Origin of the sequence: Prosthecobacter debontii (assembly GCF_900167535.1) — a bacterium.
GTDB lineage: Bacteria > Verrucomicrobiota > Verrucomicrobiia > Verrucomicrobiales > Verrucomicrobiaceae > Prosthecobacter > Prosthecobacter debontii.
The window spans coordinates 111,386-125,446 of record NZ_FUYE01000002.1 but is presented as its reverse complement, the minus strand read 5'-3'; the positions used below and the strand labels follow the sequence as shown (position 1 = coordinate 125,446).

Annotated in this window: 10 protein-coding genes; 6 read left to right on the top strand and 4 right to left on the bottom strand. The window is 56.6% G+C overall.

Features of this window, described 5'->3' with window-relative positions; translation table 11 throughout:
- Positions 1-4: 4 nt before the first annotated feature.
- A complete protein-coding gene (gene pbpC, locus B5D61_RS02975; protein WP_078811825.1) occupies positions 5-2,272 on the bottom strand; it encodes a penicillin-binding protein 1C in 2,268 nt (755 codons plus the stop codon).
- Between the two features lie 178 nt (positions 2,273-2,450).
- Between pbpC and B5D61_RS02970 the strand changes: the two genes are divergently transcribed.
- Entirely contained in the window at positions 2,451-3,716 is a 1,266-nt protein-coding gene (locus tag B5D61_RS02970) for a Gfo/Idh/MocA family protein (protein ID WP_176159193.1), read from the top strand.
- Between the two features lie 110 nt (positions 3,717-3,826).
- On the opposite strand, the gene B5D61_RS02965 is transcribed toward B5D61_RS02970, so the two are convergent.
- Positions 3,827-5,473: a peptide ABC transporter substrate-binding protein gene (locus tag B5D61_RS02965; protein ID WP_078811824.1), complete on the bottom strand. Its 1,647-nt coding sequence runs from the start codon at positions 5,471-5,473 to the stop codon at positions 3,827-3,829.
- Between the two features lie 90 nt (positions 5,474-5,563).
- On the opposite strand from B5D61_RS02965, the gene B5D61_RS02960 reads away from it, so the two are divergent.
- From B5D61_RS02960 to B5D61_RS02940, 5 genes are read left to right on the top strand one after another with little or no spacing between them, the layout of a single operon-like run.
- Positions 5,564-6,817 carry an ABC transporter permease gene (locus tag B5D61_RS02960; protein ID WP_217698896.1) on the top strand — a complete coding sequence of 418 codons (1,254 nt, stop codon included), beginning with the start codon at positions 5,564-5,566 and terminating at the stop codon, positions 6,815-6,817.
- 8 nt (positions 6,818-6,825) lie between these two features.
- Positions 6,826-8,340 (top strand): ABC transporter permease subunit, encoded by a 1,515-nt coding sequence (locus B5D61_RS02955; protein ID WP_078811823.1) that lies wholly within the window; start codon positions 6,826-6,828, stop codon positions 8,338-8,340.
- A gap of 50 nt (positions 8,341-8,390) precedes the next feature.
- On the top strand, positions 8,391-10,331 hold the full coding sequence (locus tag B5D61_RS02950) for an extracellular solute-binding protein (RefSeq protein WP_176159192.1): 1,941 nt from the start codon (positions 8,391-8,393) through the stop codon (positions 10,329-10,331).
- The gene (locus B5D61_RS02945; RefSeq protein WP_078811821.1) at positions 10,328-11,314 is read left to right on the top strand and encodes an ABC transporter ATP-binding protein; all 987 of its coding nucleotides are present in this window, start codon (positions 10,328-10,330) and stop codon (positions 11,312-11,314) included. The genes B5D61_RS02950 and B5D61_RS02945 overlap by 4 nt, the downstream gene beginning before the upstream one ends.
- The gene (locus B5D61_RS02940; protein ID WP_078811820.1) at positions 11,311-12,279 is read left to right on the top strand and encodes an ABC transporter ATP-binding protein; all 969 of its coding nucleotides are present in this window, start codon (positions 11,311-11,313) and stop codon (positions 12,277-12,279) included. The genes B5D61_RS02945 and B5D61_RS02940 overlap by 4 nt, the downstream gene beginning before the upstream one ends.
- Positions 12,280-12,325: 46 nt before the next feature.
- Here B5D61_RS02940 and B5D61_RS02935 read toward each other — a convergent pair whose 3' ends face one another.
- Together B5D61_RS02935 and B5D61_RS02930 are read right to left on the bottom strand one after the other, a co-directional pair.
- Positions 12,326-13,096: a polysaccharide lyase gene (locus tag B5D61_RS02935; RefSeq protein ID WP_176159191.1), complete on the bottom strand. Its 771-nt coding sequence runs from the start codon at positions 13,094-13,096 to the stop codon at positions 12,326-12,328.
- Between the two features lie 176 nt (positions 13,097-13,272).
- Complete coding sequence (locus B5D61_RS02930) at positions 13,273-14,058, bottom strand: hypothetical protein (protein ID WP_078811818.1); 786 nt, start codon at positions 14,056-14,058, stop codon at positions 13,273-13,275.
- Positions 14,059-14,061: the final 3 nt, after the last annotated feature.

Below are 14,061 nucleotides of genomic sequence, written 5' to 3'. Positions count from 1 at the left end.
CAACTCACTCTGGATGTACGATTACGAACGTGCGCTGAACTTCCTGCGTGTTGGGATCGATGGCACGCAACTCATGACGTCCGGGTTTCAACTCCACGTAGGGCGACCCAGCGTCATCTCGGATAGTCAGCGTCTCACACTCCCAGCGCACTTGAGGCTGATGGGGTTCCGTGGTGAGCAGCATGCGCTTACCGTCTCCAGGCAGATCGGGATCGAGCCGCACTACGGTGCCTGGAATGGGCTGGCGGATATGCCAGGGACGCGGGGCATTTGCCTTGCTATCGGCGATCACGAGATCGCCCATCCAGTTATCACGGCTTCGCACCCAGGCGTTGTATTCAGGAGGCAGCAGAGCGCGTCCTTGGGGGTCGTAGTCGGCTGCACTCGCAGTCGGTGGGAGATGATCGGGCAAAAAGATTTCCTCTCGACTGACGCGGGCCGGGGGCACCTGAGGCGAAAGTCGTTTCCCCGTGCGGGGATCCATGCGTGCATGCACGAGGCCTGCGGGCTCGGAATACCAAGTGACACCAAAGCGCCGTTGCAGCTCTAAAAAGACATCCCGCCAAATGGGCGCTGCTCCCGTGACGCCGGAGACTTCCTGCATGGGGGTATTATCAAAGTTTCCGGCCCAGACGCCTACAGTAAACTCGGGGGTGAACCCCACGCACCAGTTATCTCGATAGCTGGTGCTGGTGCCCGTTTTGACCGCCGCCGGAAAGGGCAGACGGAGAGGCGAATGCTGACCGAAGGTGAGCTGTCGAGCCTGATTGTCGGCGAGAATATCCGCCAGGATATAACAGGCACGTTCATCAAACCGGCGCTGAGGTTCATGAGTGCTCGAATCCGCCACCAATGCCCAAGGGCGATCAACCCCTAAACGTGCGAGGCAGGCATAGGCATTGGCCAATTCGATCAAGCGTACAGGTGCATTGCCGATGGTGAGGCCGAGCCCGTAATGGTCAGGTGTTTCGGTCAATGTCGTTAGGCCTAACATGTGCATTTGCTCCAGCAGGGTCTCAGCACCACCGATGCTGCTCAGCACTTTCACCGCCGAGATGTTTAAGCTATTGCCCAGAGCACCTCGATAGGTCATCGGACCGTATAACCGATGAGCATAGTTTTCGGGGCGGTAAGTGCCGGTGCTGGTGGCGTATTCCACGGGCAGATCCGCCACGAGGCTGGCAGCGCTCGCTCCTCGCTCCAGTGCGATGACATACGTGAACGGCTTCATCGCTGACCCCGGAGAGTGGGGCACCCAAGCACCATTGATTTGACCTCCATCCGTCGCGAAAAAGTCGCGAGAGCCAGCCAGCGCCAGCACATGGCCAGTGGTGTTTTCAATGACGATCACCGAAGCCTGAGTGACATGGCGATCCTTCAGCACATTCAGCCTCTGGGTGATGATGGTCTCGACCTGTCGTTGCAAAGCAGCATCTAGTGTCGTGGTGGTGATCGAGCCCGGAGTCGCTGGCAGCATGCCGACCGCGTGGGGTGCCTCGAACCCACCATGATAGCGCTGGAGTTTCAGCGGCTCTTTGAGTGCAGTCTGCCATACCTCTGGGGGTAGCCAGCCGAGCTGATGCATCTTATCCAAAATACGATGTTGCCGCGGCTGGATAACCTCAGGATTGCGGAAGGGATTGAACCGCCTGGGTGACTGAGGAATGGCGGCGAGTAAGGCACATTCCGCCGGACTGAGATCGCTCAAAGGCTTATTGAAGTATCCCTGAGCCGCACTGGCACAGCCAGTGAGCAGGTTGCCATAGCTGATGCGATTCAGGTATTCCGCCATGACTTGAGGCTTGCTCCAACTCAGCGCGAGCCTTCGGGCTTGGAGGGTTTGGATGAGCTTCATCTGCCACCCACGCTTTTCCTTTCGCGCCGCGGCAACCTTGATGAGTTGTTGGTGGATGGTCGAAGCTCCGGAGACAATCCGCCCATTGCTAGCATTGTCCCAGGCCGCACGCGCGGTGGCCAGGAGATCCACCCCGCCATGCTTCCAAAAGCGCTTATCCTCGGCCGCTAAGGTGGCCTGGATCAGACGTTCGGGGATCTCTTCAAACCGCAGCACCTCGGCGACACGGTCGCCCTCTGGGGTGAGCAGCATCCGGAGAGGCTGTCCCCCACGGCTGAGAAAACGTGGCGAAGCCTGCAACGGAGTCTCCAGCGCCTCCGGCAGTGGCACCAGCCAAGGCAGGCCCCACCAACCGAGTAATGCGAACAGCAAACCTGCTCCCAAGAGGCGAAGAATGCGTTTCAACCAGGGGTGCATGGGTCAAGGTCAGGATAGCTCAGAAACACGCTACCAACGATCAGCGCCCAAGGGATCACAACTGGCGGTTTCTGCAACATCCTCATGTTATCCCAATAAGTTCGAAAAGTATCAAAGGCCGTTGACTACACAGGGAAAGACGGGGGCTTCTGCCAGCGATGTTTCGGTTCATATCCTCATGAACCGTCGCACTCTCCTCCGCCAGACCTCCGCCCTCGGCCTTACAGCCGCTTTATCCTCGCTGCCGCGGCTTCGTGCTGCGGATGCACAGGCAAACAAACTGAAAGTAGCCGTTATCGCTCTGGGGAGAGGTATGGGGCATGTGCAGGCATTGCTGAAGTTGCCAAACGTCGAAATTGCTTACCTCTGCGAGGTGGATTCCAATCGACTGGAGAAAGGGCTGAAGGTGGTCACGGATCAGCAGGCCGTATCTTGCCAAGGCGTGAAGGACTTCCGCAAGATCCTCGAGGATAAGAGTGTGGATGCGGTATTCATCGCTACACCTAACTTCTGGCACACCCCCATGGCCATCTTAGCCATGCAGGCAGGTAAACATGTGTATGTAGAAAAACCTGGCAGCCAAAACCCCGGCGAAGCCGAAGCTCTGGTCGCCGCCACGAAAAAATACAACCGTGTGGTGCAGATGGGCAATCAGCGTCGCACTTGGATGAAAGAGGCGATCGAAGCCCTCCATGGCGGAGCCATTGGTCCGGTGCGTTTTGGACGGGGATTCTATTACAATTCCCGCAAGGAAGTGGGCAAACTCGCCCTCCCTGCCGCAGCCGATCTGGATTGGAATCTGTGGCAAGGACCGGTTCCAGATGATGCCAAGCATGACATCAAGAAATTTGCCCACTACGACTGGCACTGGCTGTGGCATTGGGGCAATGGTGAACTCGGCAACAACGGAATCCACACCATGGACATCCTGCGCTGGGGCTTAAAGGCGGACTACCCTGTGAAAGTCACCTACAATGGTGGTCGCTACTTTTATGATGATGCTCAGGAGACGCCGGATACAGGAACCGCCGTCTATGACTTTGGTGAATCAGGCTTCGAGTGGGTGCAGAGTTCCTGTCATCCGCGGGCGGCGGAAAAACCCTTGGCTGAAGTAGTGTTCTATGGGGACAACGGCACCATGGGCATCAATCGAGACTCTTGGACGATTTATGATCCAAAGGGCAAGGAGATGAGTCAGGGCAAGGGGGCCGGAGGTGGTGATCCCGCTCACATCGGCAATTTCTTGGATGCTATTCGTGGTCAGGCTCAACTCAACAGTCCCATCGAAGAGGGACAAAAGAGCACGATGCTCTGTCACTTGGGGAACATCGCCTATCGCACCAACACCGTCGTGCGCTGCGACCCCAAGACAGGCAAGATGCTAGACAATCCCGAAGGCGAAAAACTCTGGACGCGAGCGTATCGCACTGGGTGGGGAATATGATGATATAGGCACCGCCCGACGGGATGAATTGAACTTCCTAGCAAGACTTCTTCGCCTTCCTACCAACAGCATCGAGCAATCCTCTGCTTAAAACGCCAGTGGAATGTTCACTACTCGCGCGCAGCAGGAGCACCCTCCAGCCACACCGCCTTATAGCAGCGATGTTCGAGGAGGGAGGGCTTCATGCCGCGCACTTCGGGGCGGCTGAGGTAGTTGCGGACATACCAGTAGATCGGCACCATGGGCAGTTCGTCGAGCAGGAGGTTTTCGGCCTCAGACAGGATAGCCATGCGGCGGGTCGCATCGCCTTCGCGGAGGGAGGCCTGCATGAGGGCGTCGTAGCGGGGGAGGCCCCAGCCGGTGTTGTTGTTGCCATCGCCGGTCTGCCAGATGCTGAGAAAGGTGTAAGGGTCCAGGTAATCACCGATCCAGCCAGCGCGGCAGACTTGATAGTCGAGCTTGCGTTGGTTTTCCAGATACACCCCCCAGTCTTGATTGAGCACACCAGCGGGAATGTTGAGGTGCTTTTTCCACATCTCCTGGATGGCCTCAGCGATGGTGCGATGAGATTCCATGGTGTTGATGAGGATGTCGAACTTGGGGAAACCCTTGCCATTGGGGAAACCTGCCTCGGCCAGCAATCGGCGGGCTTCTTCGGGATCGAACTTCAAAGGCATCGGCGTGGTGTAGCCCTCGCCTGCTCCTGGCGGGGTGAAACCCAGGGCAGGTTTTTGCCCGGCTCGTAACACATTGCGGATCAGTGTTTCACGATCCACCGCCAAGGTCAACGCCCGGCGCACCCGTTTGTCATTGAAGGGAGGCTTGGTGACATTCAGGCGGTAGAAGTAGGTGCCTAAAAGGGGGTCTTCATGAAACAACTCCGGCTTCTGCTGTCGGTAGTAATCCAGCTTCGGCAGTGGGATGGTTTGAGTCTGATGGATCTGACCATCGCGAAAAGCTCGTTCCTCGGTCGCATCGCTGACGATCGGGATGAATTCGATGCCGTTCAGTTTCACCGTCTTGGCATCCCAATAGTGAGGATTACGCTCCACGGTGAGAGAGTGGGTGTAGCGCCACTCCTTGAGCTGAAACGGGCCATTGCCCACCAGATTACCGACGCGGGTCCACTTCGTATCACGATCCGTCATCTTGCCAAATCGCTCGATCACATGCCGTGGCACGGGGTGCCAGGAGTAGTGTTTCAGCATGGAGGGCAGATAGGGCGCGGGGCCTTCCAGAACGATCTGCAGGGTGTGATCATCAATCACTTTGACTCCCACCTGAGTGAAATCTTTGAGCTCGCCCTTATTGAACTTCTCTGCATTGCGCATGGGGTAAAGCATGGGCGCATAGGGTGCTGCTAGCTCGGGAGACAGGATGCGCTGAAAGGAAAATAGGAAATCCTCTGCGGTGACCGGCACGCCATCGCTCCATTTACCCTCTGGGCGAAGATAAAAGGTCCAGGTGATGAAGTCCGCCGTCTCCCAACGGCTGGCAGCGCCAGGAGTATTACCGTCTGGATTTTCCACCGAGGCAGCCACGAGGCCCTCAAAAAGCGAATCAAAGATGTGATGTTCAGGAGTTCCGGTCGCCAGATGCAGATCCATGGTTTCAGGCTCGGAGCCATTGCCCAAAATCAGGATGCCTTTCTCGGTCGCCTCAGCCACGCGCGTGGGCCGATGCGTGCGGGTCTGGTGAAAAGCCATGAGTCCCAGCCCAAGGCCAGCCAGGACAATGATTCGGAGGAGCCAACGCATAAACTGAAGATGAATCCTCTACCGAGGAAAAACCACACAATTCCTTGTCTCTGGCGAACGTATGCCTGAGAGTTTCTGTCCACCTATCTCATGCGAGACTATTTCATCCGGCGCTTTCTCCTCATCTTCCCCACGCTGATCGGGGCGACCCTGGTGGTTTTTTTCATCACACGCATCACGCCCGGCGGCCCCATGGAGAGAGTCATGCAGCAAGCGCTGATGAATGAAAAAGGTGGGGGTAAAAACGCCGGCTCGTCTCTGAGCGAAGAGCAGATGGAAGAGCTCGCTGCCTATTATGGCTTCGATAAGCCTTTCCTCCAGGCCTATGGCATCTGGCTAGGCGTCTTACCACGCGAAGAGTCACTTCAGTTTGTGAAGTTCGAAAAAGAAACCAAGGAGATGTCCGTCACGCTGAAGGTGCTGCTGCCCAAGGAGGAATGGACCCCCAACAACGCCTACAAGCTCACCCAAGCCACGGTAACGCGCGACGGCACGCTAAAGGCCGAAGATGCCAAGGCGCTCGAAGGCTGGGAAACCCGAGCCGAGCCTGCGAAGGAACGCGTGGTCATCTATCGCCCGCAACGCAAAGGGGTCATCCACGGCTACTTCCATGTGTCATCGAGCTACAATCAGCCTGTGCTGGAGATGATGACCTCGAAGATGCCCGTCTCGATCTTCTACGGACTGCTCACCTTCATCATGACTTATGTGGTGTGTATCCCTTTGGGTGTCTTGAAGGCGATTAAACACCGCACGGTGATCGACAACGTGACCTCAATGCTCATCTTCATCGGTTACTCCATCCCAGGCTTCCTGCTCGGCAGTCTCATGGTGGTGTATCTGGCCGCCCGCCTCGGCTGGTTTCCCACGGAAGGCTTTACCGGGGAAAACTTCGACTCTCTCAGTTTCGGCGGCAAGGTGTGGGACATCCTGCACCACGCCGTGCTGCCCCTGATCTGCTACATGATCGGCAGCTTTGCCTTCATGACCATGCTCATGAAGAATAACCTCATGGATAACCTCGCCGCGGATTATGTCCGCACGGCCATTGCGAAAGGCGGCAGCTTCCGCCGCGCGGTGATTGGTCATGCGCTGAGAAACTCTTTGATCCCGATTGCGACGACCCTGGGCAGCATCACCACCATCTTCGTTGGAGGCTCTATGCTGATCGAGCGCATCTTTCAGATCGATGGTTTCGGGTTGCTCATGATCCAGAGCATCACGGATCGTGATTACCCTCTCGTTCTGGGCATCCTCACGGTGGATGTCTTTCTCATCATGCTTGGCAACATCCTGTCTGACTACTTCGTGGCGCTTACCGATCCGCGAGTCCGCTTTGAGTAAACCTACCCATGAGCCCACGCACCACTGGTTATCTCTCTGTTGGCTTCGCTGTTCTTTCGGCGTTGTTTCAGGGCCTGGGTTTTCAGGTTCCTGTGTTTAAGATTCCCTTTCTCGGCGGCCCTTGGCCAGGTTGGATTCTTCTGGCTCTTCTCACAGTCATGGGCTTGCGCCTCATCCTGCGCCCCCAGCGGGAGTGGCAATTCAGCCCACTGACCTTGAAGCAGATCCGACGCTTTCGTTCCATTCGTCGGGGTTACATTTCCTTCCTCATCTTGCTCGGTCTCGCCGGGTTGGCAAGCCTGGATAATCTGGTGGTGGGCAAACGCGCCCTCATCGTTCGTTATGCTGGGGAGTTTTATTTTCCCTTCCTGCGTGGCGATTTTCTGCCAGGCAAGACGTTCGGTTTCGAGACGGAAGCGGAGACGGATTACCGTGAGTTGCAGACTCGCAGCCGACGTGAGAACAAGGGTGACTGGGTGATTCTGCCCTTGGTGCCTTTTGCGACTAAATTGGATGCGCCACCCATCATCGAAGAGTTGGAAATGCATGGTGACAAGCTCAGCCTTAAAGAGGGTGGCCTCCCACTCAATGGCACGGCTTACACCGTCTTTGCCAACAATCCCGACCAGAAACGCCAAGAGTTCCAGTTTCGCCGAGGCCTGAAGCATGGCGACTTCCGAGGCTGGAATGAAAAGGGTGAACAGGTGGAGAAAGGCCGTTATGAAAACGGCCAGCGCGTGGCTTACACCGACTTCTCAGATGGCCAAGCAGCAGCCCTGGAATCCCAAGCGGGCTCCGTCTGGCAGCGCCTCGTTTATCCGCCATCCTATCCCTCCGCTGCTCATCGACATTACCTGGGCACCAATACCACTGGGCAAGACGTGCTGGCCATGCTCTTCGGGGGCTGGCAGCAGGCTCTCGTCGCCGCCGTTCTTTATGTGTCTGCGGTGTTTGTCATTGGCATCTTTGTCGGGGGCGCTCTGGGTTACTTCGGTGGCTGGGTGGACATCACCGTCCAGCGTTTCATGGAGATCTGGTCCGTGCTGCCCTTCCTCTTTGTCGTGGCCATCATCAGTTCACTCATCACGCCGAGCTTGACGGTGCTTGTGGCCGTGATTGCCGCCTTCGGCTGGATGGGCACCACCAGTTACCTGCGCACCGCCGTTTTCCGTGAGAAAGCTCGAGACTACGTGGCTGCTGCACGCCTGCTCGGAGCCAGCACACCCCGCATCATCTTCCGCCAAGTGCTGCCGAATGTGATCGCCATCCTGGTGACACTCGCCCCGTTTGAAGTCGCCGGTGTCATCACCTCCCTGGCTGCCCTGGACTTCCTGGGCTTTGGCCTCCCCCCAGATGAACCCAGCTGGGGCCGACTGCTGCATGAGGGCGTGGATAACTTCTCCTATCCCTGGATCGTCAGCAGCGCGTTCTTCGCCATGGCCTCGGTTCTCGTGCTAGTCACCTTTGTGGGTGAAGCCGTTCGCGAAGCCTTCGATCCGAAAAAGTTCACGATCTACAAATGAGCCCAGTCCCGATGGTTACATTACTCGCAGCAACTGGACTGACACGAGCCATGAGATTTTCATTCCATCAAACCTTAACAGCCTTGCTGCTCGGTTGCACCCTGCTCATAAGCGCGTGCTCGCGCACCGTGACGGATGATCGTTTTCCTCCCTACGACAACACCGAGGAGGTCAAAGCCGCCTGGCAGGCCAAGCCTGATCTGTATCGCTTCCGCACCCCCGCCGACCTTCCGCCTAACTTGAAGTGGGAAACAGGCCTGGATTATCCCGACATGGGTTCCCCTGAGGCGAAGAAGGGCGGCACGTTCAACTATGACATGCCGAACTACCCCTCGACCCTGCGTTTCATGGGTCCAGACGGTAACAACACCTTCCGTAGCGAGCACTATGACAACATCGAAATGAGCCTGCTGAGCAAGCACCTGGATTTGGACACCTGGATCCCGGGCTTGGCGAATGAATGGGCCGTCAGCGAAGATCGCCTCACCGTTTTCTTCCGCCTCGATCCGGATGCCACCTATTCGGACGGCGTGAAAGTGGAGGTCGAAGATTTCTTCATGGCCTTTTACATGTCGCTGTCAAAGCATGCCAAGGACCCTTTCCGGGCCGACTACTTTCAACGCGAGTTCACCTGCATCACCAAATACGATGAACGCACACTCTCGGTGACTCTAACGAAACCGAAGCCTGACCCCATCTACTCCGCCAACATGGGACCGATGCCACGGCACTTTTTCCGCGAGTTCACCGATGATTTCCCCGCTCGCTATCAGTGGCGTAAGATGCCAACAGCTGGTGCCTACGACATCAAGCTCGAAGATGTTAAATTTGGCCGCAGCATCACGCTCACACGCGTGAAAAACTGGTGGGCGAAGGACAAGAAATACTATCGCTATCGCTACAATGCGGATCACGTCGTCTATCGCATGATCAGCTCCATGGACAAAGCCTTTGAGATGTTCCGTCAGGGCAAGCTCGATCTTTTTTCCAGCAGCGCCCAACTCCTGCCGCCTACCTATTGGTATGACAAAGGTGACATCCCTGAACTGCTCAATGGCTACATCGAGCGTTATTCCTTTTACAATCAATACCCTCGCATCCCACGCTGTATTTTCATCAATCAAAGCAAGCCTTTGTTGGATAACCTAGACATCCGTGTGGGTCTGCATCACGCCTTCAATATGGAGAAGGTGATCTCTGTGGTGCTGCGGGATGACGCCGTGCGCATGCAGAGCGCCTTTGCGGGATTTGGCCGTTTCACCAGTCCCAACCTGCGCGCTCGTCCTTATGATCCGGCCAAAGCTCGGGAGGCTTTTACCAAAGCAGGCTTCACGAAATCTGGACGCGATGGCGTTCTAACCAATGATGCCGGGAAACGCCTCACCTTCACGCTCAGTGTCGGCAATTTGCCGCTTTATAACCAAGCGGCCTTGATCTGGAAAGAAGATGCGCTGAAAGCGGGGGTGGACCTTCAGATCGAGTCTCTGGACTTCACTCAACTCTTCAAAAAAGCGGCTGAGAAAAAGCATGAGTTGGTGCTCGCAGGTTTCGGCGCAACACCGCCCTATCCTGAACCCTGGCAGTTTTATCACAGCGATAACGCCTATGAAAAAGGCACCCGTAAACCCAAGACTGAAACCAATAACTTCACCCAAACAGCCAACGCCGAGCTGGACAAGTTGATTGATGAACAGCGCGAGGCTCCAAACGAAGACGAGATGCAGCGCCTTTGCTGGTTGATTGAGGAAAAGGTGCAAGAGCAAGCCTCCGAGATCCCCACCTGGGAGGTGCCGCTTTATCGTTATTTCCACTGGCGCTGGCTGCGCTGGCCGGAGGGCGGTAACTTCAAGTTTACCCGTGAGGCCAATGAGGCCTTTGCTTGGTGGATTGATGAAGACATCAAAGAAGAAACCCAGAAGGCCATGCGTGAAGGGCGTTCCTTTGGCGAAGTCAGCCGCGTATTTGAGCAGTTTCGTGATCCCCAGCCATGAGTTCCCCATCTTCCATTCTTGAGGTCCGAGACCTCGTCACCGCCTTTGATACCGATGCGGGGCGCATGGTTGCGGTGGATGGCATCAGCTTTGATGTGCCACGCGGTCGCACCCTCGGCATCGTCGGGGAATCCGGCTGCGGAAAAAGTGTCACCGCCTTTTCCATCACGCGCCTGCTGCCCCAACCGCACGGCCAGGTTCTCTCCGGCAGCATCCAATTTGAAGGACATAACCTCCGCACGCTTCCCCTGGAGGAGATGCAAAAGCTGCGTGGGCAGGAAATCAGCATGATTTTCCAAGAGCCCATGACGGCGCTGAATCCGGTGCAAACCGTCGGCAAGCAATTGGCTGAGGCCATCCTGCTACACACTCAGTGCAGCAAGAACGAAGTGCTGTCTCGCAGCCTGGACATGATGCGCAAGGTGCGAATCCCCGCGCCGGAGACTCGCCTGAACGAATACCCGCACCAACTCAGCGGCGGCATGCGTCAACGCGTGATGATCGCCATGGCGTTGATCAACAAACCGAAGCTCCTCATCGCCGATGAACCCACCACGGCTCTGGATGTCACCGTGCAGGCGCAGATCCTGGAACTGATGGCTGATCTGCAAAAGGACATGGGCATGAGTGTGGTGCTGATCACGCACGATCTCGGTGTCATTGCCGAAGTATGTGACGAAGTCGCGGTCATGTATGCGGGTCGCATCGTCGAGCGAGCCGGTGTGAACGATGTCTTTGCCCATCCCCGCCATGCATATACCCAAGGCCTGCTGGCCAGCATCCCCCGCCTGGATAGCGTGCCCAAGACGCCTCTGAAAGCGATCCCCGGTAACGTGCCTGGGATTGCCGACTTCCTACCCGGCTGCCGATTTGCAGCCCGTTCACGTCGTCCTCACACGGAAGCACATCTGCAAAATCGTCCCCCCTTCATCGAAATCTCCCCGGGTCACTGGGTGGAAAACTGCCCTGTTTGCGTCGCATGAGCCTTCTCACTGTTCAAAATCTTCAGCAGCATTTCCCGGTGCGGGGTGGTCTGCTTCGCCGTTCCGTCGCCTCCTGCAAGGCCGTGGATGGGGTGAGTTTCTCTCTGGAGGAAGGTGAGACGCTGGGGCTCGTGGGCGAATCGGGTTGTGGTAAGACCACGCTCGGCAAAGCCATCGTTCGCCTGCTGAAACCCACCAGTGGCAGCATTCACTTCGAGGGCAAGGACATCACCACGGCTGGCATCGGCGCACTGCGTCCCATGCGCCGATACATGCAGATGATCTTTCAAGATCCCGCTGAGTCCCTCAATCCTCGGCATACTGTGCGCGACATTCTTGAAGAGCCTTTCATCGTCCAGAAACTGGGCACGAAAGACGAACGGCGCAAATGGGTGGCCGAGCTTCTGGATAAAGTCGGGCTGTCTGCCGCATCCGCAGATCGTTTCCCCTTCGAATTTTCGGGGGGGCAGCGTCAGCGCATTGGGATTGCCCGAGCCATCGCCTTGAAACCCAAGCTCATCATCTGCGATGAACCCGTTTCGGCCCTGGACGTCTCCGTGCAAAGTCAGGTTCTCAATCTCCTGTTAGACCTGCAACGTGAGATGGGTCTCAGCTACCTCTTCATTGCACACGGACTGAGCGTGGTGAAGCACATGAGCGACCGAGTAGCGGTGATGTATCTCGGCAAGATCGTCGAGCTCGCCCCAGCCGAGGAACTCTATCGCCAGCCTCGACATGCTTATACGCGGGCTCTCTTGGATGCCATTCCCGAACCTGATCCGACGAAGCGCCGCAAGCGGCTGCTCCTGCAAGGCGACGTCCCATCTCCCATCAACCCACCCCCAGGCTGTGCCTTCGGTCACCGGATGAAGCATCCTCTCTGGGAAAAGAGTGTGGGCATGGACCTTTCTCTCAAGGAAGTGAGTCCCGGTCACTGGGTGCAACCTTGTCCGTGCTGCACTTGAAAGCCAGGACGGACTGTTATCAATCAGCGAGCTGAAAAGACTCCTTCTACCGACTCGCAGCGGTCACCTGGATGTCGCTAAACTCAGCCCAGCAGGGAGTTTTAGGAGCCCAAGTGGTATCGCTGCCACCGTGGAATGCTTCGAAATAGAGGCCATCCACTCCGAATTTGGCCGAGCTGCGCCACTCCATGTGGGTCTGTTCTACTAGCATTTTTTCCTTTTCGTTAGGTAACGTGATCCAGACGCGTACACTGCCATCCTTTTGCTCTGGACGATTCATTGTCACAGCTAGGCGCACCTTCACAGGCACACCGACGGGGAAATGAAAGTCCTTGGGGAAGGCGAAGCTTTGCCCGTATTTCTCCGGCTGGTTTTTGTGATAGAGATAAGCTTCACCACGAGCCTCACGTCTCCACATCAGACGGGCGGAGAAGCCATTATGACCATCCGCACGACGGCCACCGCTGACATTTTCAGGTCCGCCACAAAGGCCGGGAAGCTTGCCACCTTTAACAAATTCAAAGTCGGGGGAAAAGCGCACCGTGTAGAGCAACTCTACCGCGTCATGGGTGCCGATGGGCCAGCGCCAGCCAGCACCACCCTCTTCGGGACCGATTTGACCGGGGGCAAAGTGGATACGTAGAGCTGGGCCCATCTTCGCCGCCAGATCAGCGGGTCGCAGTTCGACACGACCTGGAGTCACCCCTCCCTCAAATTCACAACCTGGCCAGTCCATCTTCCACTGGGCTTGGGTGTAGAGCCCAGGCTTGCCTGTCAGCGTCACTCGGAGTGGCAATTCCGTGCTTAGGCTTGGCAAAAGCGACGCAAAGACCGAAACGAAAGTAATTAAGGCACAACAAGACCGAAGAGTGGAGGCTGACGACATACACTTATACAGGCGAAAAGGTCGTGGTCTGAAAGAACGAAAGTCCAACTTTTTCTGACGAAGAGCGGAGGTCAGAATTTTACGACTGCGCGATAAATAGCTTCTCTCTAAGGCCCGGTTGCACCACGCTCTATCTGGACAGGCACAGGGGCATCAGGAATGCGCTGAGTCGCCGGGAGTTTGAGCTGGTGTTCAAGCTGCTTGAGGGTGTTGATCAGTGTCGGCTGGCGCTGGCCGCGATCATAGGAGGCCTTGAGCAAATCATAGCCTTTCCTCCACAGCTCAGGGTCGCTGGTCTGTGCATACTGATAGCCAGCGAGACGGGCATAGCGGGCGTTGTTCATGACACGTGCCACTTCCAGATAGCACTCGGCGGCTTTCTTGGGGTCATGCACACGGCGCTCGTACGTCTCCGCCAGAGTATTCCAGAGACGGGCACTGTTGGGATTGAAGCGCAACCCTTGCTGAAGAATGTCCACTCCACGTTGGATGTGATCGTGGAAAAGTTTGCCTCGCACTGCGGAGTTTAACTTTTGGTTATTCAAATAACTGGAGGCGGCGTTGTAGGCCATGTGCCAGGCGGCTTCATCCCAGTAGCGATCAAAGCGAGGTTGCAGGCTGGTGATGAGCTGGAAAAGGCTATCCACTTTGGCCCAGTTGATATTCGTCCAGGCATCGTAGGCTTGGAGATAGAGAATGCTAGCCACCAGAGAGCGCAGACCTCCCAGTGAGGCTGCAAAGCCCATTTGACCGATGCTATCCCGCACACTCATATCGGGCGGGGGGCTCAGGAGACGTTGCTGGCGCAGATAGCCCGTGGCAGCCTGTTCCACGGGTAACTTGATGATACCGAGGAGGAGGAGAACGAGCAGAGCCTGAATGTTGCGTTTCATGCG